The organism is Sphingobium sp. SYK-6 (assembly GCF_000283515.1).
Lineage (GTDB): Bacteria > Pseudomonadota > Alphaproteobacteria > Sphingomonadales > Sphingomonadaceae > Sphingobium > Sphingobium lignivorans.
In genome coordinates this window covers 170,771-194,293 of the sequence record NC_015976.1, presented here as the reverse complement: position 1 = coordinate 194,293, position 23,523 = coordinate 170,771, and the positions used below count along the sequence as shown (strand labels likewise).

Genomic DNA, 23,523 nt, shown 5'->3' with positions numbered 1-23,523 from the left:
CTCCCGGCCAGCACATCCTCATGCCCCGAAAGGCCACTCCGGCAGCCCGGGAACGTCCACCGGAAATGAGAAGACCGCCCCGGCATGGGGTTGGGCAGCGAGATCGGCTTCGGAGAGCCCCGTCCGCGCGCTGGTGACATAAGCAGTGCGCAGATCCGCGCCGCCGAAGGCGATCATCGTCGGCCGGCTGACTGGCAAGGCCACCGTCTGCAATATCTCGCCCTCGGGCGAAAGGCGCACGACGCGCCCGCCGTCGAACAAAGCACTCCAGTAGCAGCCCTCGGCATCGAAGGAGCCACCGTCCGGGCGCCCCGTGCCCTGCTCGAAGCGATGCACGATGCGCGCGGGGGACAGGGTGCCCGACGCCGGATCAACATCATAGCCGCGCAGCACATGGCTTGGCGTGTCGGCATGGCGGAAAGCGGTGCCATCCGCATTGAAGGCCGCGCCATTGCAGGTCAGCATGCCACCCTCGATCCAGGTGATAGTCCCGTCCGGATCGATCCGGTAGAGCGCGGCGTCCCGCGCGCTCTTGGCCGTGTTGACCGTGCCTGCCCAGAACCGTCCCGAAGGATCGGTGCGCCCGTCGTTGAAGCGCAGGTCCGGCCGGCCAGCGAGGATGGGATTGCCGAAGGGGCGAAGTTCCGCCTCCCAGCCGTCCAGCATCGCCAGCCCATCCTTCATCGCGAGCAGAAATCCGCCACCAGCGCGAAAGGCGAAGCAGCCGACAGGCTGATCGAACCGGCGCAGGTCGTCCTCGCCCGTTGCCGGATCGAATCGGTGAAGCGCGTTGCGGTTGATATCCACCCAGTAGAGCCGGCGCTCGGCGGCGTGCCAGCGCGGCGCTTCGCCGAGATCGGCATGGGCATCGAGCGCGACGGAGACGATGGGAGAAGTCATCGCGCATGGGCATGTCGTGTTTCGCCGCGTGGGGCAAGGCGGTCCGGCGCAAAATGCCCTCCAGGCGCGACGGCAAGGCGGGACGCACCGGACAGGATTGGCATTCCGGCCGCCCCCGTGAGCCCCGCACCGGGCGCGCGTGGACGCGCCACCAGGGCATAGCCCACGCCACGCACCGTGCGCAGCATCTGCCAGTCGAAATCGCGGTCGAGCTTGGCGCGCAGGCGCGAGACATGAACCTGGACCACATTGGTGCCCGGATCGAAACCCACACCCCAGACGGACCAGAGCAAGGCCTCCCGCGTCTGCGGCCGTCCGGGATGCAGCGCGAGACAATGCAGCAGCTCGAACTCGCGCTGCACGAGGCCGAGCGGGCGGCCGAGCCGCCAGGCCTCCCGCTGCATGAGATCGATCTCCAGTTCGCCCAGGCGGACGCGGGGACGCGCAAAAGGCGTTGCCACGGCCACCGCGCGGGCATGGCGCAAGCTGCGGGCCAGCGCTTCGATCTCGCTCATCCATGGCCCGATGACGTCGACGGCACCGGCCGCCAGAATCCGGATGCGCGCGCGCACATCGTCCCGGCGCTGCCAGCAGAGGGCATTATCCGGCGAACGGGAAGCGACGCCGGCGTGCTTTGGCCTGATCGTGCGCAGATGCACGGCTACATTCGCTCTCCGCAGGGCGCGCATCAGAATGGCGAGCCGGCGATCCCGCGCGTCATCATGGTGGCAGAGCCAGATCTCGATCCGCTGCACGTTCGCCTTCTCACGCCTCTCGATGCGCTCCGCCGCAGGAGGCGGGCATCGCCGGCAAGCTAGGCGGAAAAGCGGCCTGTCGACGCAGCATATGCTCCGGATCGGAGCAGTTTCAGGCCCCTTTTGCCCATGTGACGATCAGCGTCAGGCCGGGGCCGGCCGGTCGGGGGCTTCCGCTGGTCAGGCGCACCCGCGACGCATCGGCGCGCGCCCGGGCGAGGATCGTTTCGGGCACCGTCGGGTCGTGAAGGATGCGATCCGCCTCACCGAGCAGACGCGCCGCGCGGAGACTGAGATCGTCCGGGTCGGACGACGTGAGCAGGATGGTCTCCGCGCGGTCTGCCGGTCCATCCTCTCCCGATCCCTCCAGCCAGAGGCGCACGGCGTCGGCAGGGCGCTCTCCAAGCGGATCGAGCATCCCCTTCTCGCGCAGTGCGTCGTCCAGCGCCTGGCGACGCTGGCGAGCATCGGGCCAGCGCGCCCGCAGTGCCGCGCGAGCCTCCGCCAGCGCCTGCGCGAGCGCGCCGAGGCCAGGGGGCAGCAGTCGCTCGATGCGCTGGCGCACGGCCTTGGCCAGTCCCGCCGACGCGCCGCCGGTCCCGATGGCCACCAGCACGGGATCGCGATCGACGATCGCCGGGGTCGTGAAATCACAAAGGGCGGGCTGGTCGACGACATTGACGAGAATGCCCCGGGCCCGCAGCCGCCCCGCAGCCTGAGCGCTTTCCTCCGGGTCATCCAAAGCGATGAAGGCAAGGGACGCCGCCTCGTCCGCCTCGCCGACCGGAATGCCGCCGGCCCGCTCGATCAGCCTTCGCTTCGCCTGTGCCGCCTCGCCAGTGCCGAGCAGGATCACCGGCCTGCCTGCGATCCTGAAGAAGAGCGGCAGGCTGTGCATGGCACTCAATCTTGGAGGAAGTCCGGCATGCGCTCGGCCGCAATGATCGCCTCGGGCATGATGCGATCGGCCACGACGGCGAAACGGTCGCCATCCACCATGACCTCAGGCACCAGTGGGCGGCTGTTGTACGTGCTTGCCATGGTCGCGCCATAAGCGCCCGCTGTGCGGAACACCGCAAGGTCACCCGCCTTCACCAGATCGATATCGCGCGCCATCGCGAAAGTGTCGCCACTCTCGCAGACCGGGCCCGCGATATTGGCGACGAAGCGTTCGCCCGTCGGCGCCACGGCCTCGAAATCGTGCCAGGCATCATACATGGCAGGCCGGGCGAGGTCGTTCATGGCGGCATCGACGATCACATAAGGCCGGATCACCCCCGGCTTCACCCAGATGACGCGCGTCAACAGCACGCCGGCATTGCCCACGATCACGCGGCCCGGCTCGAAATAGAGCGTCGCGTCCCAGTCCTTCGTCGCGCGGGCCACCATCGCGCCATAGTCGGCGGGGCTCGGCGGTATCTTGTCGCGCTCGTAAGGCACGCCCAGACCGCCGCCAAGATCGACCCGGTCGATGACGTGACCGGCCGCGCGCAGATCGCGCATGAGCGCTCCGATCTTGCCATAGGCCGCTTCCAGCGGGGCAAGGTCGAAGAGCTGGCTGCCGATGTGAATCGCGATGCCGCGCATGGCGAGACCCGGCAGCGTCGCCAGCCGCGCAAAAATCCAGCCCGCCTGATCGATCGGCACCCCGAACTTGTTTTCCTTCATGCCGGTCGAGATCTTGGCATGCGTGCCCGCATCGACATCCGGATTGACGCGCAGCACGGCATCGGCGGTGCGCCCCATTTCCTGCGCGATCTGCGCGAGGACAACGCCTTCCTCCTCCAGCTCGATATTGAACTGGCCGATGCCGGCTTCCAGCGCCGCCGCCAGCTCCGCGCGGGTCTTGCCGACGCCGGAGAAGACGATGTCCCGCGCGGGCATGCCGGCAGCCAGCGCCCGCTGCATCTCCCCGCCCGACACGATGTCCGCGCCATAGCCCTCGCGCGCCAGCACGCGCAGCACGGCAAGATTGGGATTGGCCTTGATCGCGAAGGCGATGTGCTTGCGGGGGACTGCGTCCAGCGCCTCACGGAACACCCGGGCATGCCGCTCCAGCGTGGCACGGGAGTAGACATATACCGGCGTGCCGACCGCATCGGCAATCGTGCTCATCGACACGTTCTCGGCGTGCAGCACGCCATCCTTGTAGGCGAAATGATCCATGATGTGCTGCCCCTAGAGAGCGGGCGAGCGGAAGGGAACCAACTTTTCCCTGCCTGCGCGAAAGCAGGATTGCGCTGCCTGAAACGCCAGCGGTCCACCGGGCCGGTCAGGGCGCGCGGACTGGCGACGAGGCCTCGCCATCCCGGCCGGTCGGCGTCAGTCCTTGGGCTTGCCGTTGTCCGGACCCGGCGGAAGCGCGAAGGGATCTTCCTCGCGCTCGGCGGATCGCGTCAGCAGGTCGGCGCGCCGCTCGGGCTGCGCCTGCGTGGACGGCGTCATGAGTTCCGCCGGCGTCTCGCGCCGCTCTGCCGCGGCCGCCTTGGGGACTTCGCTCATACCCTGCTGCGGGCGCAGCGGCGTGACCGAGCCACAGGCTGCCAGCGTCGCGAACAGGAAAGTCGAGGCCAGAATGGCTTTCATCGGGCCGTCTCCTTGTCCAGCGCGGCGCGCGCCTCGACGATCCGGGCGCGGACCTGCTCCGGCGCGGTACCGCCATAAGAGCGGCGGCTTGCCACCGAGGCATCGACAGTGAGCACGGCAAAGACGCGCCCGTCAATGCGCGGATCGATGGCCTGAAGCGTTTCGAGCGGCAGGTCGGCCAGCGTGCTGCCGGCGTCCTCCGCCGCCTTCACGGCGCGGCCGGTGATGTGATGCGCTTCCCGGAACGGCACGTTCGCCTCGCGCACCAGCCAGTCCGCAAGGTCGGTGGCGGTGGAGAACCCCGCTTCCGCGAGCGCGCGCATCCGGTCCGTGCGGAAGCGGGTCGTCTCGATCATGCCGGTCATCGCCGTGATGCACAGGCCGAGCAGATCATGCGCCTCGAACAGCGGCGGCTTGTCGTCCTGCATGTCCTTGGAATAAGCGAGCGGCAGGCCCTTCATGGTGACGGCGAGGCTCGTCATGCAGCCCATGATCCGCCCGGCATGGCCGCGCACCAGCTCGGCGGCGTCCGGATTGCGCTTTTGCGGCATGATCGAGCTGCCGGTTGAATAGGCATCGGGCAGGGTGATGAAACCGAAAGGCTGGCTCGCCCAGATCACGAACTCCTCCGCGAGGCGCGAAAGATGCAGGCTGCATTGCGTAGCAGCCATCAGATAATCGAGCGCGAAATCACGGTCCGAGACGCTGTCAAGGCTGTTGCGCGTCGGCCCGTCGAAGCCGAGCGCGGCAGCGGTCATGTGCCGGTCGGTCGGGAAGCCCGTGCCGGCCAGCGCGGCGGCACCGAGCGGCGAGAGGTTCATCCGCGCCCGCGCATCGGCGAAGCGTGAGCGGTCGCGTGCGATCATCTCGTAATAGGCCATGAGATGGTGGCCGAGGGTCACCGGCTGGGCGCTCTGGAGATGCGTGAAACCCGGCATGACGGAGGCGGCATGCTCGTCCGCCCGATCGATGAGGGCGCGCTGGAGCGCCGCCAGTCCCGCATCCACATCATCCATGGCATCGCGGACGAAAAGACGGAAATCGGTCGCCACCTGATCGTTGCGGGAGCGCGCGGTATGCAGGCGCCCGGCGACCGGGCCGATCCTGTCCGCCAGCCGGGCCTCCGTGGCCATGTGGATATCTTCAAGGTCCAGATCGGTCGGCAGGTCGCCTGCCTCATATTCGGCATGGATGGCCTGCAGGCCGGCAATGATCGTCTCCGATTCCTCGACAGTGAGGATGCCTTGCGCGCCCAGCATCCGGGCGTGGGCGATGGAGCCAGCGATGTCCTGCCGCCACAGCCGCTTGTCGAATGGCAAGGAGGCATTTATCTCGCGCATGACCGCAGCGGGACCGGCTTCGAAACGGCCGCCCCACATGCTGTTCGCGTCCTTTTTACCGGAGTCTGCCATGCGCTTTTCCGCTGCCCTTGCTGTCCTCATCGGCCTCTCGCTGGCCGCGAGCGGGTGCGATAGGCGTTCCGGGGAAACCGCGCAAGGCAGCGGCGCGAACGCGGTGGCACCCGACGAAGTCACGCCTGACGAAGTGACCGCCGATGAAGTGCCGTCCGCGGCGGGAGGCGAGACCGAAGCCGTTTTCAAGCATGTGGTGGACCGCAGCCACAAGGGCGAAGCGATGCCGGACAAGCCCTTCACCACGCTGGAAGGCAAGGCTGCCACGCTGAAAGAAATCGCCGGCGGCAAGCCCCTTCTCGTCAATCTCTGGGCGACATGGTGCGCGCCCTGCATCGCGGAACTGCCTGCGCTGGACAGGCTCGCGGCCGCCGGCGCGCGCCGGGGCGTGGCTGTCGCCGCCATCTCGCAGGACATGGAGCCGGGCGGCGTGCCGGCCTTCTGGACGGCGCGCAAGCTCTCCACCCTGAAAACCTGGCTCGACCCTGAGAATGCGCTGGGCTTCCATTACGGCACGGGAACTCTCCCGACCACGATCCTCTATGACGCGCAGGGCAGCGAAGTCGCCCGGGTCATCGGCGCGCTCGAATGGGATGGCGCGGATGGACAGGCCCTGGTCGCGGAAATCAGCGACTGAGGGAAGGCCCTCGCGCTCTCATTCCGGCATCGCGATCAGCGATAGCACAGGGGCGCCAGTCCTTCTCGCTGCGCCTCCGCGAGCGGGGGCAGGCCATGATCCAGCAGCCAGAGGATGCGGCGGGCCGCCCCCTCGCTGCTGTTGTCGCTGGCCGCCCAGAGCGTGTCGAAGCACCAGAGCCAGGCCTCCCGCGCCGGAGACTCCTCGTCATCGCTCCAATAGCCTGCGCCGGCATCGATGAAATAGCGGCAGGAGTAGCGATACCAGTTCTCCGTTCCGTCCGGCGCGAAGCCCGCTCTGGGTCCATGGCCGATCGCGCAGCAGACGATCCCCTCCGCCGGCAGATAGGCTGGTGCGCGGCTCTCTCCCCGGGCACCTTCACTCGTGATGCGCCTCATGTCGAACGCTTCATAACCGGCGGGAAGCGACAGAAGGTACGCGGCATGCCGGCGAAGATTGGCCTGCTGAAAAGGCGTGATGAACCGACGCAAGGAAGAATGCAGCATGAATGGACCTCGAGCCATGAGGGGTGCCGAGCGTCTGAAAAAGCATCGCGGCGCATTTCCGTATTTCGGAAGGGCAACCGCGGACCTGGCGTTGTCGCCTCGGGCGCGCCTGTGATCAAAGATCCCGATCGGCCGCGAAACTCAATCTATTAAGTAGAGTAAGAAGGTCAAGCAGAATTCACGGGGGGAGCGGGCGGGTGCAAGCTCCTGGTCGCTCTCTCAGCGCGCCAGGATGCTTTTCCCGACGGCTTCCGCGACCTTGATACCGTCCATCGCCGCCGAGAGAATGCCTCCGGCATAGCCGGCGCCCTCCCCGGCCGGAAACAGCCGCGCCACGTTCAGGCTCTGGAAGTCCCTGCCACGCGTGATTCGGACGGGAGACGAAGTGCGCGTCTCCACGCCCGTCATCACGGCGTCAGGATGGTCATAGTTGCGGATCTGCTTGCCGAAGGCGGGCAAGGCTTCCCGGAAGGCCTCAATGACGAACGGAGGCAGGCAGGCGGAGAGATCGGTCATCGTCACGCCCGGCTTGTAGCTGGGGATGACCGAGCCGGTGGCTGTTGACGGGCGTTCTGCAAGAAAGTCGCCCACGGTCTGCGCTGGCGCGCGATAGTCGGAACCGCCGGCGAGAAAGGCCTGGCTCTCCCAGTGACGCTGCAGCGCGATGCCGGCGAGCGGCCCGTCCGGATAATCCCGCGCGGGCTCGATGCCGACGACGAGCCCGCTATTGGCGTTGAACTCCGCGCGGGAATATTGGCTCATACCGTTGGTCACCACGCGCCCTTCCTCGGACGTGGCCGCCACGACCCGCCCGCCGGGGCACATGCAGAAGCTGTAGACCGTGCGCTCGTTGTCGCAATGATGCGCGAGGCTGTAGGCCGCTGCGCCCAGGATCGGGTGCTTCGCGCAGGCCCCGTAGCGCGCTTCATCCACCCAGCTCTGCGGATGCTCGATGCGCACGCCGATGGAGAAGGGCTTGGCTTCCATGTAAACGCCGCGCGCATGCAGCATCTCGAAAGTCGGGCGGGCACTATGGCCGATGGCGAGGACCACATGGTCGGCTTCCAGAAAGCTGCCATCCTGCAGATGCAGGCCGCGCAGGGCCATGCGGCCTTCCCCGTCCCGATCCAGCGCGAGATCATCGACGCGGGTCTGCCAGCGATATTCGCCGCCCAGCGCCTCGATGGTGCGGCGCATGTTCTCCACCATGGTGACGAGCCGGAACGTGCCGATATGAGGATGCGCCTCGGTGAGGATGTCCTCCGGAGCGCCGGCCTTCACGAACTCCTCCAGCACCTTGCGCCCGAGGAAACGCGGATCCTTGACGCGGCAGTAGAGCTTGCCGTCGGAAAAGGTGCCCGCGCCCCCCTCCCCGAACTGGACATTGCTGTCCGGGTTCAGGACTGACCGGCGCCACAGGCCCCAGGTGTCCTTGGTCCGCTCGCGCACCACCTTGCCCCGATCGAGGATGATCGGGCGGAAACCCATCTGCGCCAGCAGGAGCCCGGCGAACAGGCCGCATGGCCCGGCCCCGATGACGACCGGGCGCAGGCCGGACCAGCCTTCGGGCGCTTTCGCGACGAAATGATAGTCGGTGTCCGGCCGCGCGCGGACCTCGTGATCGCCTGCGAAGCGCGCCAGGACGGCGGCCTCGTCACGCAGCGCGACATCGAGCATGTAGACAAGCAGGATCGCGCTCTTGCGCCGCGCGTCATTGCCGCGCCGGACGATCTCGAAATGCTGCAGGTCCTCGGCTGGAATGCCCAGCCGCGCGCAGATGGCCGGAGCCATGGCCTCGACCGGATGGTCGAGCGGGAGGGTGAGGCCGGAAAGGCGGATCATGCAGGGCCCATAATGCGCTTTGCCCGTCCGTCCAACAGGCTGCCGGCGCGCAGCCGCGGTCCGGAGTGGCTACTCCGCCGCCTGCGCCGTCACGCCGCTCGCAACCGGACGCAACACGACGTGTCCCACCGCAGTGTTGGAAGCGGGCACATGATAGAAGCGCTGGAGCTGCTCCACCTGCGCGCCAAGCGCGGCGCGCATGATGAGCCACATGATGAGCTCGATGCCCTCGGTGCCCGATTCCCGCAGATATTCCAGGCGCGTGATCTGGCGCAGCTCGTCCGTCCGGTCGATCAGCTTGTCCAGGAAGGCATTGTCGAATTCCGGATTGATGAGGCCGGCACGGGGCCCTTGGAGCTGGTGGCTCATGCCGCCGGTGCCCCAGATCTGGACGTTGAGATCTTCCGGGAAGCTTTCCACCGCATGGGCGATGGCTTCCCCCAGCATCCAGCAGCGATTGCCGGACGGCGTCGGGAACTGCGTCACGTTGACGGCGAGCGGAATGACCTTGCAGGGCCATTGCTCGACCTGGCCGAACATCAGGCTGAGCGGCACCGTGCAGCCATGGTCGACATCCATGTGGTTCATGATGGTGATGTCGAATTCGTCCAGCACGAGCTGCTCGGCAATGTGGGCCGCCAGTTCGACATGGCCGTAGACAGTCGGCACCGGACGCGCGCCCCAGCCCTCGTCGGCCGGCTGATATTCCTCGGCGCAGCCGAGCGCGAAGGTGGGCACCACGTCGAGCATCATGGCGGACGCATGATCATTATAGCACAGGATCACCACGTCGGGCTTTTCCTGCGCTTCCCACGCCTTCACCCATTCATAGCCGGCGAAGATGGGCTGCCAGTCGGCTTCCCCGGTCCGGCCATGGTCGAACGCGGCGCCGATGGCGGGAACATGGCTCGTCGCGACGCCTGCGGTGATCCGGGCCATCAGTTGCCCTCGCGGATCGAGCGGTTGCCCTCGGGCGAACGCCCGCCGCTCCGCATCATCGCGGCATATTCATCGGCAGTCATGCCGGTCATCGAACTGACCGCCCGCTGCGTGCTCCAGCCGTCCGTATTCGACAGCTTGACGAGGAAGTAGATGTTGCCGCCCAGATCGATGAGGCGATTGAAGTCCCGCGCGAGCACGGCCTGCTTCTGCGCCTCGCTCATCCGGAACCGCTCGAGATAGGCGCGCTCGTCGGCCTTGAAGGCAGCGCGGTTCGCGGCTTCCATCAGCGACATGCAGAATTTGTGCAGGTGATAGGCCTCGCGCGATCGCCGGGCCGTAAACACGGTCGTGCCGGGGATGTCTTCCAGGTCGGTAAGCGGATAGGGGCGCGTGCGCATGGCCTGACCTTTCGATCGGACGGTTTGAAGATATAATGGAGCCCACCGCCTCTTTCCAGTGGGCCGTGGGCTCCTGTCACCGGGGCCTTCCGGAATCAAGCGCTATTTTGCTGCGACTGCGAAGGAGATGCCCTCGGCGCGCACCACGCGAAGAATATTGGCCATGCAAGGCGCCTGCCGCGCAGGATCATTGATTTGCGGGGTCCATGCCTCTATTTATGGCAGCAATGCGGGCCGGGCCCCTCTGGCGATCGTTTCGGCGGTCGTGATGTCGGACCGCATCGAGTGCGCTCGATGCCGGCCGTTTTGTTGATGTTCCTGAAAACGGCAGAAGAGCCACTCGTTTGGACAGCAAGCAAACGAGGTTTTTGCCATGTACGAACAAGAGCGGGTTCTCTCACGCGGCGGCGTGCCCCAGGATGCGGCCCTTTTTGACGCCGGCCTGCGAGCGCACATGCTGCGCGTCTACAATTATATGGCGTCGGGCGTTCTCCTCACCGGCATCGTGGCGCTGGTCGTGGCGTCGACGCCGGCGCTCGTCAGCGCCATCTTCGGCACGCCGCTCAAATGGGTCTTCATGTTCGCCCCGCTGGCCTTCGTGTTCTTCTTCTCCTTCCGCATCGAGAAGATGAGCGCGTTCGCCGCGCAAGCGACCTACTGGGCGTTCGCGGCCACCATGGGCGTCTCCATGGCGTCGATCTTCCTGGTCTTCACGGGCACCAGCATCGCGCAGACCTTCTTCATTGCCGCGGCGATGTTCACGGCGATGAGCCTCTACGGCTATACGACCAAAGCCGATCTCTCGCGCTTCGGCAGCTTCCTGATGATGGGCCTGATCGGCGTGCTGATCGCGATGCTCGTGAACCTCTTCCTGGGCTCCAGCGCGCTGCAACTCGTCATCTCGATCGTCGGTGTGCTGGTGTTCGTGGGCCTCACCGCGTGGGACACGCAGAACATCAAGGCGCAGTATGCCGAAACGCTCGGCCATGAGGCGCTGAGCAAGATGGCCGTGTTCGGGGCGCTGTCGCTCTACCTGAACTTCGTCAACATCTTCCAGCTTCTGCTCAACCTGACCGGCGAGCGCGAGTGAAGCGCTCTCCCGGCTGCCGAAAGGTCTGATTGGTCATGATGGAAGGCCTTGCCGCCCTGGCGAGCGAACCCGCCGCCTGGGTGGCCCTCGCCACGCTCGTCACCATGGAAGTGGTGCTGGGCATCGACAATCTCATTTTCATCTCCGTGCTCAGCAACAAGCTGCCGGAACATCAGCGGGTCCGGGCACGGCGGATCGGCATCGGCCTCGCATTGATCATGCGGCTCGTGCTGCTCGCGTCCATCGCCTGGATCATGCAGCTCACCGCGCCGCTGTTCGAGGCGTTCGGCCAGCCTTTCTCCTGGCGCGACCTGATCCTGGTGGCGGGCGGCCTGTTCCTCGTCTGGAAAGCGACCAAGGAAATCCACCACAACATCGATCCCCGTTCGGGCGACGAGATGTTCGATGCCGGCGCGCTGGGAATCGGCTTCGGCGCCGCAGTGGGCCAGATCATCCTGCTCGATCTCGTCTTCTCGATCGACAGCATCATCACCGCTGTGGGCATGACGGACAATATCGCCATCATGGTGATCGCGGTGGTGGTGGCGGTCGGCACCATGTTGTTCGCCGCGACGCCGCTCGCCAACTTCATCGAGCGCAATCCCACGGTGGTCATGCTGGCGCTGAGCTTCCTGATGCTCATCGGCACCACGCTCATCGCGGAAGGGTTCGGCGCGCATGTGCCCAAGGGCTATGTCTATGCCGCCATGGCCTTCTCGGCGCTTGTGGAGGGGCTCAACATCATGGCGCGTCGCCGACGGGAGGCCGGAAAGGCAGCCGAGGCCCTTGAGGGAAACATACGCCCTCACTGAAAGTGAAACGGCCGCCGACGTCTCTGGCGTCGCGGCCGCAAGCTTGCCTTGGAAGTGAATGCAGGGCCTGCCGGCGCCGCTCCTGAGGGGGAATGGAGCGGCGCCGCGGCCTTCGCGCATCACCGGCGCGGATATTTGGTGGCGTTGACTGCCAGCACCTCGACATCCTTCTCGACGACGCGGGCGCCCGCTTCGGTCCAGCCGCGCTTCGTCATGCAGACGCGCTGGGGGATCATCGAACCGGCAACCGTTTCCTTGACGCAGTAGAGCGGCTCGCCACCGGTCTCGACAGTCTTGGCCTGATAGTGGCGGACGGGCTCGCCGGTACCGGCCAGCGCCGGAGCAGAAACAGCGAACAGGCCGAGAGCAGCAGCGGCAACCAGGGGGGACTTGAACTTCGACATTTTGAACTCTCCTCACTTTGAACCTTGCAAGCGGGGGATGCTTGCACCTGACTTAGTGCATTAAGCGTGCCAAACAGGCATATCATTGTTTTTAAAGGATATTGCCGGTTTTTCAGAAGCGCTTGCGGCCTGATGATTTCCCATCAGTTTGCAATCAAGCCCAAGGGTTGGGAATTTTCCTGCAAAGCCCTCATGCTGTCCGTGATGTTTTTTTCCGTTACGGAATGACAGCCTTTCTGGTGCGGGAGCGCGGGGCCAAAGCCAGCCAGCCCGTGCAGGGCAGAGACCCGGGACTAGGCCAAGTCCCTTGACTCCCATGGCGCACTTGAGAACATAATAAGAACATGCATGAGACGAGTCGCCTTCCCCCTGCTTTCAAGCGGGCTCTCGCCGGTGGGCCGCCCCGTGGCGTAACCGCGCCGGCGTTGCACCCGTTCGGCATGGAAGCGATCGACCGGGTGCTGGGCGGCGGTCTTGCGGCCGGGCGGCTGCATGAAGTCTTTCCTCGGGAAGGGCATGACGAAGCCAGCACCGCCGGCTTTGCGGCAATGCTGGCTTGCCTGCTCACGCAGGCACAAGGCGCCGCGCCCACCATTCTCTGGCTGCGCGAGGATGCAGCCCAGCGAGGCGCCGGGCTGCATGGTCCAGGCCTTGCCGATCTGGGGCTTGATCCCGCGCATCTGCTGCTAGGCGTGCTGCCCGATGCCAGGGCCCTGCTGCGCACGAGCGTGGATGCGCTTCGTTGCGCCGCACTGGGCGTGGTGGTGCTGGAACTGGGCGGCAATCCGCCCTTGCTTGACCTGACCGCAACCCGCCGACTCACGCTCGCCGCCGAGGCATCGGGCGTGACGCCACTGCTGCTGCGCCTGCGGGGCGGACGGGCGATGCCCAGCGCGGCGCAGACGCGATGGCAGGTGGCGTCCCTGCCATCGTCCCCACTGGAAGCCGATGCGCCTGGTCATCCGGCATTGCATATTTCCCTGCTGCGCCAGCGCGGCGGCGCGGCAGGGCTCGACTGGACCGTGGAGTGGAATCATGAAGCAGCCTGTTTCAGGCCGGCGGCGCTTCCTGGCTCTCGCTTTCCCCTTCCTGGCAGCGGATCTGTTCCGGATGCGGGAAGCGCGCGCGATGCCGGGAATGACGGCGGCTGGCGCATCGCCGTCTGACGCGACTTCTCCCCTCGGATCGTCCGGCATGGCGGAAGAGCCGCCGCTGGTCTTCGTCACCCTGCAACGCGGCGCCCATCGCCTGCTGGCACTGGACGCGGACGCACTGGCGCTCGGGCTGGAGCCGGGGATGATGCTGGCCGATGCGCGGGCGCGGCTGCCCGCACTCCGGGCCGTGCCGCATGATCCGGACGGCGAGATGCGGTTGCTGGAGCATCTGGCGGACCTGTGCGACCGCTTCACGCCCATGGTCGCGATCGATCCGCCCGATGCGCTGGTGCTGGATGTTGCCGGCTGTGCGCATCTCTTCGGCGACGAGGCGAGCCTCGCGCGCGAGGCGCGGGACTTCATGCGTGCGTGGGACCTGCGCGTGCGTGTCGCCCGGGCCGCAACCCCCGAGGCGGCGCTGGCACTGGCACGTCTGGGAGAACGCCGCTACGAGGACGAGGCCGAAGCCGTTCGCCATTTGCCGCTGCTGGCCTTGCGGCTCGATCCCGATGTCGCGCTGGCGCTGCGCCGGGCGGGCTTCACGAACATCGGCGATCTGGCCGGACTGCCGCGCGCGCCTCTTGCGGCGCGTTTCGGGGCTGCCATGGTCGATGCACTGGACCGCCTGCTCGGGCACACCGACAGCCGCATCACGCCCCGGCGCCTGCCGCCCGCCATCCATGCCCAGCGTCGCTTCCCCGAGCCAATAGCGCGGGTCGAGACGGTCATGGCGATCCTGGCGGACCTGCTGGCCGAAGTCTGCGAAATGCTGCGCAACCGGCATCAGGGCGGCCGCGCCTTCGCGGTCCGGCTTTATCGCAGCGATGGGGCGATGCGCGATCTCGTCGTGGAAACCGGGCAACCGGTGCGCGACCCCGCCGTGGTGCTCCGCCTGTTCGACGAGCGGATCGCGACGTTGGCCGATCCGCTCGACCCGGGCTTCGGCTTCGATCTCGTGCGCCTTGCCGTGCCGCATGCCGAGGCGCACGATGCCGAGCAGGGCGGGCTGGAGAGCGATCCGGTGAAGGCGTCCGACCTCTCCGCCCTGCTTGACCGGCTGGGCGTGCGGGCCGGGCCGGGCCGCTTCCGCCGCCTCGCTCCCCGCGAAACGCATGTGCCCGAGCGCGCGACGCGGCTGGCGCCGGCATCCTCCCCGCCGCGGCCATGGGCCAGACCGCAGCCCGGCGAGCCACCGCTACGGCCGATCAGCCTGCTCGATCCGCCCGAGCGCATCGACGTGATCGCCCAGGTGCCGGATGGACCCCCGCGCCAGTTCCGCTGGCGCGGCGCGGTGCATCACATCGCCCGGCAGGAAGGCCCCGAGCGGATCGCGCCGGAATGGTGGCGCCGGCCGGAAGGTCATGCCACGGACCCCGGCCTCACGCGCGATTATTACCGCGTGGAGGATGCGGCGGGGCGCCGTTTCTGGGTCTTTTGCCATGGCCTTTACGGACGAGAGGCCGTCTCGCCGCTCTGGTATCTCCACGGATTGTTCGCATGACGGCGGACGTGCCCTTCTATGTCGAGCTGGGCTGCGCAAGCGCGTACAGCTTCCTGCACGGGGCCTGCGCGCCGGCTGAAATGGTCGCGCGGGCCGTGGCGCTGGGCCATCGCGGTATCGGCCTTGCGGATCGCAACACGGTGGCCGGCGTGGTGCGCGCCAAGATCGCGCTCGATCGCCTGCGCGAAGAGGGCGAGGCCGTGCCGGAGGCCTTCTGCCTCCTCGCGGGTGCACGCCTCGTCTTTGCGGACGGGACGGATGACATTCTTGCCTATCCCGCCACGCGCCATGGCTGGGGCCGCCTCACCCGGCTGCTCAGCACCGGCAATCTTCGCGCGAAGAAGGGGGAATGCGACCTGCGCCTCGATGATCTGCTCATGCATAGCGAGGATCTGCTGCTGATCGTCCTGCCGCAGCAATTTGGCGGCGAAGCCGCAACATCGCTTTTGCTGCACCGCCTTGCCGCCGCCGCGCCGGGTCGGGTCTGGCTCGGCGCCATGATGAATCGCGAGGGGCGGGACGCGCGGCGGCTCGCGCGTGCGCAGGCGCTCGCCCGCGCCTCGGGCGTGCCGCTCATCGCGCTCAATGATGCGCTCTATGCTGCACCGGAAGACCGCCCCCTGCAGGATGTCATGACCGCCATCCGCCTGCGCACGACCGTGCGGGAAGCCGGACGGGTGCTGCATGCCAATGCCGAGCGGCACCTGAAGCCCCCGGCGGAAATGCTGCGCCTGTTCGCCGCCTGCCCGGACGCCATGCTGCAGGTGGAGGCGTTCGCGCGCCGCGTCGGCTTCCGGCTGGAAGAGCTGCGCTACGAATATCCGCACGAGCCCGTGCCCTTCGGCTGGGATGCGCAGCAGTGGCTGGAACATCTCGTCATGGAGGAAGCGCACAAGCGCTATGGGGCGGATCTGCCGGAGGATGTGAGGAAACGCATCGCCGAGGAATTCGCGCTCATTCGGGATCGCGCTTATGCGCATTATTTCCTGACAGTGCATGATCTCGTCCGCTTCGCCCGGGCGCAGAAGCCGCCCATTCTCTGCCAGGGCCGCGGCAGCGCGGCGAACAGCATCGTCTGCTTCCTGCTGGGGGTCACCTCGGTCGATCCATCCGAGCACCGCTTGCTCTTCTCCCGCTTCCTGTCCGCCGAGCGGGGAGAGCCGCCGGACATCGACATCGATTTCGAGCATGAGCGCCGCGAGGAAGTGATCCAGTATATTTACCGGCGCTATGGCCGCGCGCGCGCCGGCATTGCTGCGACCGTCATTCATTACCGCCCCCGCAGCGCGGTGCGTGAGGTGGGCAAGGCATTGGGCCTCAGCGAGGATGTGACGGCGCATATGGCGAGCACCGTCTGGGGCAGTTACGCGGCATCCTATGAGAGGAAGCGCGTCGTCGAGGCGGGGCTGGACCCTGACAATCCCGAGATCGCGCGGCTCAACGATTTCGTGCAGCGCATCCTCAACCTGCCACGCCATCTCTCGCAGCATGTCGGCGGGTTCGTGCTGACGCAGGGCCGGCTCGATGAGCTGGTGCCGATTCACAATGCCGCGATGGACAACCGCACTTTCATCGAATGGGACAAGGACGATATCGACGCGCTTGGCCTGATGAAGGTGGATGTCCTGGCGCTCGGCATGCTCACCTGCATCGCAAAGAGCTATGAGCTGATGCGCCGGCATGGCCTGGGCGACCACAGCCTGGAGATCGACCTCCGGTCGGACGACGAGGCTGTCTATGACATGCTGTGCACCGGTGACAGCATCGGCGTCTTTCAGGTCGAGAGCCGGGCGCAGATGAACATGCTGCCGCGCCTGAAGCCGCGCAACCTCTATGACCTCGTCGTGCAGGTGGCCATTGTCCGTCCCGGCCCCATCGAGGGAGACATGGTGCATCCCTATCTGCGCCGCCGCTGCGGGGAGGAGCCGGTCGATTATCCCGCGCCGCACCCGCCGCACGACCCGAATGAACTCCATGACGTGCTCGGCAAGACATTCGGCGTCCCGCTCTTTCAGGAACAGGCGATGAAACTTGCCATCACGGCCGCGGGCTTCAGCAATGACGAAGCCAATGGCCTGCGCCGCGCCATGGCCACATTCCGCAATCTCGGCACCATCGATCGCTATCGGGACAAGCTGGTCGGCGGCATGGTCGCGCGTGGCTATGAGCGCGATTTCGCCGAGCGCTGTTTCAGGCAGATCGAGGGTTTCGGTTCCTATGGCTTTCCGGAGAGCCACGCGCAGAGTTTCGCGCGGCTCGTCTATGTCTCGGCATGGATCAAGTGCCATCAGCCCGCCGTGTTCACCTGCGCGCTGCTCAATTCCCAGCCCATGGGCTTTTACGCGCCGGCCCAGCTTGTCCGCGATGCCATTGAGCATGGCGTCGCGGTGCGCCCGATCGACGTGAATGCCAGTGACTGGGATAATGGGCTGGAGAACGGGCCGGGCGCGAGCGCCTCCGCCCTCGCCCTGCGTCTCGGCTTCCGCCAGATCGGCAGCTTCCGGGAAGAATGGGGCCACGCCATCGCCGCGGCACGCGCGGAAGGCGCGTTCGCGAATGTGGAGGATCTCGCGCGGCGGGCAGGCCTGCCGTCCCGCGCGCTGCATCTGCTGGCGGATGCCGATGCCATGCGCTCGCTGGGGCATGGCCGGCGCGAGGCACTGTGGGAAGCGCGGCGCACGCCAACCGACGAGCTGCCGCTTTTCGCGGCTGCCCGCGCACGCGAACTGGGTGAGGAACCGGCCGTTGCGCTGCGGCCCATGGCGCTGGGCGAACAGGTCGCGGCGGACTATCAGACGCATCGCCTGTCCCTGAAGGCGCATCCCATGGCCCTGCTGCGGCCATTCCTTGCCGCTGAAGGTGCGCTCCCCTGCATCGCGCTGCGCGACGCGAAGGCCGGCGCGCATGTCCGCACGGGCGGCATCGTGCTGGTGCGCCAGCGGCCCGGCAAGGGCAATGCCATCTTCGTCACGCTGGAGGATGAGGAGGCCATTGCCAATATCGTGATCTGGGCACGCCGCTTCGAGCGCTATCGGCGCGAGGTCATGGCGGCGCGACTGATGATCGTCGATGGCGAGCTGCAGCGCAGCCGGGAGGGTGTTCTCCATGTCATGGCGAGCCGTATCATCGACAGGAGCGACCTGCTTGGTCATCTGTCGGCGTTGCACGAGCCGCGTGCCCAGCTCAGCCGTGCCGACGTCTTCCTCCATCCGCAGCATCCCCGCCACAAGGCGCCGCAGCGCATGGCGCAGCATCCCCGCAACGTCCGACTGTTGCCGCGCTCGCGGGACTTTCATTGAGGCGGAAAATCGCCGGAATCCCAACAGCTGCCCCTGCCGCCAAAGATAGGAAGCTAGCTGTCCGCATCTCTTGCCGTTATGACACCGGGCTTCGCGAGCCACGGTTCATCCGGACCGGGTGAAGAGACGAGAGGATGACCATGAACAGCACGCCAGCTTCCTGCGCCTCCATCCTTCACGGCCGGGACAACGCCTGAGATGGTCTGGCCGCACAGCTTCACGGATCTGCGCGATGCCGCGCGACGGCGCCTGCCCCGCTTCCTGTTCGATTATGTCGACGGGGGCAGTTTCGATCAGGTCGCGCTGGCGCGCAATGCCGCCGCCGTGCGCGCCGTGGCGCTCCGGCAGCGCGTGCTCAACGATGTTTCGGAAGCGGACCTGTCCACCGACCTGTTCGGTCACCGGCTCGACATGCCCCTGATGCTCGCACCGGTCGGCATGGGCGGGATGCTGCGCCGGCGGGGCGAGATCCAGGCGGCTCGGGCCGCGCAGGCCAATGGCGTGCCGTTCGTCATGTCGACGGTCGCGCTCTGCTCGATCGACGAGGTGATGAACGCAACTCCGGCGCCCTTCTGGTTCCAGCTCTATGTCGCCAAGGATCGCGGCTTCGTCATGGACCTGCTTGCGCGCGCGAAGGGGGCTGGCTGCCCGGTGCTGTTCATGACGGTCGACCTGCCCGTACCCGGACCGCGCTGGCGGGACCAGCGCTCGGGCCTCTCCGGCCCCCCCGGCCTCACAGGCCAGTGGCGGCGCTGGACGCAGATTCTCAGCCACCCGCATTGGGCCCTGGACGTCGGCCTTCGCGGAAAGCCGCATACGCTGGGCAATCTGGTGCCGATCATGAAGGGCAATGTCCGGCTCAACGACTTCCTGAGCTGGAGCGGGCGCAATTTCGATCCGTCCGTGACCTGGAAGGACCTTGAGTTCATCCGCAGCCATTGGGACGGGCCGCTGGTGCTCAAGGGCATCATGGATCCGGAGGATGCGCGCCGCGCCGCGGATATCGGAGCGGATGGACTCGTCGTCTCCAATCATGGCGGACGCCAGCTCGATGCCACGACAGGCACCGCCGAAGCCCTGCCAGCGATTGCCGCGGCGGTGGGAGAACGACTCACGGTGCTTGCCGATGGCGGGGTTCGCAACGGGCTCGACATCCTGCGCATGCTCGCGCTCGGCGCGAAAGGCGTAATGATCGGCCGCCCCTGGGCCTTCGCGCTGGCGGCGGGCGGCGAGGAAGCGGTCTCGCGAATGCTGGCGCAGATGGCGACGGAACTGCGCGCCGGCCTCGCCCTCACCGGCTGCGGACGGGCGCGCGATGCGGGGCCTCATTTGCTGGCGGGCCCGCCGGTCTGGCCGCGCTGAGGCCAGCACCGGTTCGGGGCACGCGCGGTCCCGATGCCGGTCGGGCGATATTCGGGGGTCCAAAGTCGCTCATCGCTGCTATAGGCCGCCCCTCATGACCAGACCCACCCAGAAAGGCCCGACAGGGCACAAGGACGAACCGGCCGGCTTCCCGGCCCGGCGCGCGGCATTGCGGCTGCTCGATGCCGTGCTGCGGCGAGGCATGCCGCTCGAACAGGCGCTGGCGACGGCGACCCGGGACATCGCCCTGCCGGCAGACCGGGCGTTCGCGCACAACATTACCGCCGTCACGCTGCGCCACCTGCCTGATCTCGACGCGCTGATCGACAGCGCGACACGGCAGACCCTGCCGGACGACGCCAAGGCGCGCATGGTGCTGCGGCTGGCTTTGGCGCAGGCCCTGCTGCTCCAGACTCCGCACCATGCCGTTGTTGCGACCGCCTTGCCGCTGGTCGACGGAGGCCCGCGCAAGCTGGTCCATGGCGTGCTGAGCGCCTTGCTGAAGCGAGACCTCCACCTTCCCACTCCGCCCGCGCTGCCGGCGCCGGTGGACGCGCGCTGGGGCGCCGCATGGGGCGAGGCTATGGTCGCAGCGGCGCGGGAAGCGATGGCCGTGCGCCCACCCCTGGACCTCTCCCTGCGCGATGCCGCTACCACCGCGGAATGGACAGAGCGGCTTGGCGGCATCTCGCTTCTCCCGGGCCATGTCCGCCTGCCCGCGGAGACCGACGTCGCATCACTGCCCGGTCTTGGTGAAGGCGCGTGGTGGGTGCAGAATCTTGCGGCATCCCTGCCGGCCCGGCTGCTGGGGGCCGGCGAGGGCCGGCTGATGCTGGATTTGTGCGCGGCGCCAGGCGGCAAGGCGATGCAGCTGGTCGCCGCCGGCTGGCACGTGATCGCCGTCGATCAGTCGCGCCGCCGCGTGGAGCGGTTGCGCGCCAATCTGCAGCGCACGGCCCTTTCCGCCGAGGTGGTGGAAGCCGATCTGCTGACCTGGAAGCCCACCGTGCCGGTCGACGGCATTCTGCTCGACGCGCCGTGTAGCGCCACAGGCATCTTCCGCCGCCATCCCGACGTGCTCCACCGCGTGGGCCCGAGGCAGATCGCCGAAATGACGGAAATCCAGGCCACGCTGCTGGATCGCGCTGCGGGCTGGCTGAAGCCGGGCGGCAGGATGGTCTATGCAACCTGCTCGCTCGAACGGGCGGAAGGCGAAGCGCAGGTCGACGCCCTGCTGGTGAAGCGAAGCGACATGCGCCCGCGCGCCATAGCAGCGGGCGTCCTGCCGGCGGGACTTGCCGAAACCGCCTCCGGCCGCGTGCGCACCCTGCCCGGCCAACTGGCCGAAACGGGCGGACTGGATGGCTTCTTCATGACGCTGATGGAGCGATTCTGAAGCGACATCCTGTCCCGTAGCGAGCCAGGTGCGGCCATTCCGGCCAATCCATCCACAACTTTATCCCCCGACCGGTTGCGCTGGCCGAATCGCAGGGCTAAGCGACAGCCATGGTGCCATCCATCCGTATTGCGCCCTCGATCCTCTCGGCCGATTTCGCGCGGCTGGGCGAAGAAGTGCGCGCAATTGACGAGGCGGGCGCGGACTGGATCCATGTCGACGTCATGGACGGCCATTTCGTTCCCAACATCACGATCGGGCCGATGGTGGTGAAGGCGCTCCGGCCGCACAGCGCCAAGACTTTCGACGTCCACCTGATGATCTCGCCGGTCGATCCATTTCTGGATGCCTTTGCGGAGGCGGGTGCTGATGTCATCACCGTCCACCCGGAATCCGGCCCCCACATCCATCGCACGATCCAGCGGATCAAGGCGCTGGGAAAGAAGGCAGGGGTCTCGCTCAATCCCGGCACGCCAGCCAAGATGCTCGACTATCTCATGGATGAGATCGACCTGGTGCTGGTAATGAGCGTCAATCCGGGCTTCGGCGGCCAGAGCTTCATCGACAGCCAGCTGCGCAAGATCGAGGCCGTCCGTAAGGCGATCGACAAGTCCGGCCGGGAAATCGCGCTCGAGGTCGATGGCGGCATCGACGTGAATACCGCACCCCGCGCGATCGCGGCGGGCGCCGACGTGCTGGTCGCCGGCACAGCCACGTTCCGGGGAGGGCCGTCCGCTTATGCGGAGAATATCCGGAGATTGCGCGGATCATGAGCGCGCGCCCTCGCCCCGCGCCCGTTCCGGAGCCGCCCGAGGAAGAGGGCATCGAACAGGGCAAGCGGCTGATTCGCCTCTCGGACGATCGAAGCGTGTCTCTGGCCCAGCGTCTCGCCAACCATTTCTACCGCATGACCTGGGCGACGCCGTTCCACAGCATGCGCCTGAAGGGAAAATATCCGCTCAAGCTGCTTGCCGTTCCGGATGATGTCATCCCCGGCGACGCGCGCGCAGGCAAGGCATTGCGCGCCGGCTATTTCCTGTTCCGGGGCATCAAGCAGCCGGTTGCGGCGCTCGACTGGCGGAAGATCGACCAGCCGGAGGCATTCGTCGATTATCTGCACAGCTTCCGCTGGCTGCGCGATCTCGCTGCCGCAACCAGCCGGGACAATGCCGTCCCGGTGGCCGAGGCGCAGATGCGCGCCTGGCTGGACGCGCACGCCACCACCCCGAGCGAACCGGCCTGGCGCGTGGACAATGCCGCCTGGCGGATTCTCCACTGGACCGCTTATTCGCCCCTGATCCTGTCGAGCGGCGATCTCGTTTATCGTAGCTTGGTCCTCAATGGCATTGCCCGTACCGCTCGCCATCTCGATCGGGGCGCCGACAAGGCGCCGATGGGTCTGGCCCGCGTCACCGCCTGGGCAGGCATCGTTGCGGCCAGTCTGCTGCTGCCGGGCGGCGAGCCGCGCCGCGTCTTTGGCGAGGCAGGGCTCAAGCGGGCGCTGGAAGGCGCCTTCTACGCCGACGGCGGCATCATCTCGCGCTCGCCGATGGAGCAGATCGAGGCGATCACGCTGCTCTCCATGCTTCGCGCCGTCTATGATGTCCGCCGCGAGGATATGCCGGCCTTCGTGAACCAGACGCTGGAGCGCGTCGTGGCCGCGCTGCTCGGCATCCTGCACGGAGACGGCGCGCCGGGATGCTGGCAGGGTGGCGTACCGATCGACCCTTCGCGGATCACGACCATTGTTGCGGCCTCGGGCATTCGGACGCGGCCGCTGCGTCAGGCGCGCGACTGGGGCTATCAGCGCCTCGCCGCCGGGCAGGCGGTCGTCCAGGTGGATGCGGCACCGCCGCCGGTTGCCCGGCTGGCCCGCAACGGCTGCGCATCCACGGGCGCATTCGAACTTTCCGACGGACCCACGCGCATCATCGTCAATTGCGGCGGCGCCGTGATGGCAGGCACGACCTTGCCTGCGGATCTGGCGCAGGGCCTTCGCACCACAGCCGCGCACAGCACCCTGGTTCTGGACGACAGCAACTCCACGGCGATCCTGCCGGACGGCACGCTGGGCAAGGGCGTGGTGGAAGTGGAGCTGGAGCGCCACGAGCTCGAGCAGGGCAGCCGGCTGGACGTAGGGCATGACGGCTATGCACGCCGTCTCGGCTTCACGTGCCGGCGCATTCTCATGCTCAGCGGCGATGGCCGGGAACTGCGCGGCGAGGACGTGCTCCTGCCGGTCGAGAGGAAACGCAAGATCGCGGAATGCCCGCTCGCGATCCGCTTCCATCTCGGCACGGACGTGGAGCCCACCCTGACGGCGGACCGGCAGGGCGCGCTGCTGCGCCTGCCCAATGGCGCACTCTGGCAGTTCCGCGTAGGGGCGGGCGAACTGGCCGTGGAAGACAGTCTGTGGGTGGACGGCGATGGCCGACCCCATCCCACGCAGCAACTGGTGGTCAATGCCGTCGCCGGAGCCGGCGGCATGAGCATTGGCTGGCTGCTCAGGAAATCTGGATAAGGACAG

Annotated in this window: 21 protein-coding genes; 10 read left to right on the top strand and 11 right to left on the bottom strand. The window is 67.2% G+C overall.

Translation table 11 applies throughout. The features are described 5' to 3' along the window. Window positions 1-18: 18 nt before the first annotated feature. The 6 genes from SLG_RS00915 to argH all read right to left on the bottom strand — a co-directional run bounded on the left by SLG_RS00915 (window position 19) and on the right by argH (window position 5,620). Window positions 19-900: an SMP-30/gluconolactonase/LRE family protein gene (locus SLG_RS00915; RefSeq protein WP_014074516.1), complete on the bottom strand. Its 882-nt coding sequence runs from the start codon at window positions 898-900 to the stop codon at window positions 19-21. Next, window positions 897-1,655, bottom strand: coding sequence for a winged helix-turn-helix domain-containing protein (locus SLG_RS00910; RefSeq protein WP_014074515.1), 759 nt, complete (start codon window positions 1,653-1,655; stop codon window positions 897-899). The genes SLG_RS00915 and SLG_RS00910 overlap by 4 nt, the downstream gene beginning before the upstream one ends. A 112-nt stretch (window positions 1,656-1,767) precedes the next feature. After that, complete coding sequence (locus tag SLG_RS00905) at window positions 1,768-2,553, bottom strand: precorrin-2 dehydrogenase/sirohydrochlorin ferrochelatase family protein (protein WP_014074514.1); 786 nt, start codon at window positions 2,551-2,553, stop codon at window positions 1,768-1,770. Between the two features lie 5 nt (window positions 2,554-2,558). Next, window positions 2,559-3,821 carry a diaminopimelate decarboxylase gene (lysA, locus tag SLG_RS00900; protein ID WP_014074513.1) on the bottom strand — a complete coding sequence of 421 codons (1,263 nt, stop codon included), beginning with the start codon at window positions 3,819-3,821 and terminating at the stop codon, window positions 2,559-2,561. 156 nt (window positions 3,822-3,977) lie between these two features. After that, a complete protein-coding gene (locus tag SLG_RS00895) occupies window positions 3,978-4,241 on the bottom strand; it encodes a hypothetical protein (protein WP_014074512.1) in 264 nt (87 codons plus the stop codon). Beyond that, window positions 4,238-5,620, bottom strand: a complete 1,383-nt coding sequence (gene argH, locus SLG_RS00890; RefSeq protein ID WP_014074511.1) for an argininosuccinate lyase — start codon at window positions 5,618-5,620, stop codon at window positions 4,238-4,240. The genes SLG_RS00895 and argH overlap by 4 nt, the downstream gene beginning before the upstream one ends. A 31-nt stretch (window positions 5,621-5,651) precedes the next feature. Between argH and SLG_RS00885 the strand changes: the two genes are divergently transcribed. Then, on the top strand, window positions 5,652-6,290 hold the full coding sequence (locus SLG_RS00885) for a TlpA family protein disulfide reductase (protein ID WP_014074510.1): 639 nt from the start codon (window positions 5,652-5,654) through the stop codon (window positions 6,288-6,290). A 35-nt stretch (window positions 6,291-6,325) separates the two neighbouring features. On the opposite strand, the gene SLG_RS00880 is transcribed toward SLG_RS00885, so the two are convergent. The 4 genes from SLG_RS00880 to ligA all read right to left on the bottom strand — a co-directional run bounded on the left by SLG_RS00880 (window position 6,326) and on the right by ligA (window position 9,978). Next, complete coding sequence (locus SLG_RS00880; protein WP_148276452.1) at window positions 6,326-6,688, bottom strand: hypothetical protein; 363 nt, start codon at window positions 6,686-6,688, stop codon at window positions 6,326-6,328. Between the two features lie 327 nt (window positions 6,689-7,015). Continuing rightward, a complete protein-coding gene (locus SLG_RS00875) occupies window positions 7,016-8,638 on the bottom strand; it encodes an NAD(P)/FAD-dependent oxidoreductase (protein ID WP_014074508.1) in 1,623 nt (540 codons plus the stop codon). 69 nt (window positions 8,639-8,707) lie between these two features. After that, a complete protein-coding gene (locus tag SLG_RS00870; protein WP_014074507.1) occupies window positions 8,708-9,577 on the bottom strand; it encodes a class III extradiol dioxygenase subunit beta in 870 nt (289 codons plus the stop codon). Beyond that, window positions 9,577-9,978 carry a protocatechuate 4,5-dioxygenase subunit alpha gene (gene ligA / locus SLG_RS00865; protein ID WP_014074506.1) on the bottom strand — a complete coding sequence of 134 codons (402 nt, stop codon included), beginning with the start codon at window positions 9,976-9,978 and terminating at the stop codon, window positions 9,577-9,579. Before ligA ends, SLG_RS00870 begins: the two co-directional genes overlap by 1 nt. Before the next feature lie 373 nt (window positions 9,979-10,351). Here ligA and SLG_RS00860 point away from each other — a divergent pair, with 373 nt between their 5' ends. Next, complete coding sequence (locus tag SLG_RS00860) at window positions 10,352-11,068, top strand: Bax inhibitor-1/YccA family protein (RefSeq protein ID WP_014074505.1); 717 nt, start codon at window positions 10,352-10,354, stop codon at window positions 11,066-11,068. Between the two features lie 38 nt (window positions 11,069-11,106). Continuing rightward, window positions 11,107-11,880, top strand: a complete 774-nt coding sequence (locus SLG_RS00855; protein ID WP_041392297.1) for a TerC family protein — start codon at window positions 11,107-11,109, stop codon at window positions 11,878-11,880. Between the two features lie 119 nt (window positions 11,881-11,999). On the opposite strand, the gene SLG_RS00850 is transcribed toward SLG_RS00855, so the two are convergent. Then, window positions 12,000-12,284 (bottom strand): hypothetical protein, encoded by a 285-nt coding sequence (locus SLG_RS00850; RefSeq protein WP_014074503.1) that lies wholly within the window; start codon window positions 12,282-12,284, stop codon window positions 12,000-12,002. Window positions 12,285-12,628: 344 nt separating this feature from the next. On the opposite strand from SLG_RS00850, the gene SLG_RS22075 reads away from it, so the two are divergent. The 7 genes from SLG_RS22075 (at window position 12,629) to SLG_RS00815 (ending at window position 23,517) form a co-directional block, all read left to right on the top strand. Further along, window positions 12,629-13,450: an ImuA family protein gene (locus SLG_RS22075; RefSeq protein ID WP_014074502.1), complete on the top strand. Its 822-nt coding sequence runs from the start codon at window positions 12,629-12,631 to the stop codon at window positions 13,448-13,450. 28 nt (window positions 13,451-13,478) lie between these two features. Continuing rightward, window positions 13,479-14,939: a Y-family DNA polymerase gene (locus SLG_RS00840; RefSeq protein ID WP_014074501.1), complete on the top strand. Its 1,461-nt coding sequence runs from the start codon at window positions 13,479-13,481 to the stop codon at window positions 14,937-14,939. Continuing rightward, entirely contained in the window at window positions 14,936-18,238 is a 3,303-nt protein-coding gene (locus SLG_RS00835) for an error-prone DNA polymerase (RefSeq protein WP_014074500.1), read from the top strand. Before SLG_RS00840 ends, SLG_RS00835 begins: the two co-directional genes overlap by 4 nt. Window positions 18,239-18,436: 198 nt before the next feature. Then, window positions 18,437-19,600, top strand: coding sequence for an L-lactate dehydrogenase (locus SLG_RS00830; protein ID WP_014074499.1), 1,164 nt, complete (start codon window positions 18,437-18,439; stop codon window positions 19,598-19,600). A gap of 94 nt (window positions 19,601-19,694) precedes the next feature. Then, entirely contained in the window at window positions 19,695-20,996 is a 1,302-nt protein-coding gene (locus tag SLG_RS00825) for an RsmB/NOP family class I SAM-dependent RNA methyltransferase (protein WP_014074498.1), read from the top strand. 110 nt (window positions 20,997-21,106) lie between these two features. Then, a complete protein-coding gene (rpe, locus tag SLG_RS00820) occupies window positions 21,107-21,769 on the top strand; it encodes a ribulose-phosphate 3-epimerase (RefSeq protein ID WP_014074497.1) in 663 nt (220 codons plus the stop codon). Beyond that, complete coding sequence (locus SLG_RS00815) at window positions 21,766-23,517, top strand: heparinase II/III family protein (protein ID WP_014074496.1); 1,752 nt, start codon at window positions 21,766-21,768, stop codon at window positions 23,515-23,517. The genes rpe and SLG_RS00815 overlap by 4 nt, the downstream gene beginning before the upstream one ends. The last annotated feature ends 6 nt before the right edge of the window (window positions 23,518-23,523 follow it).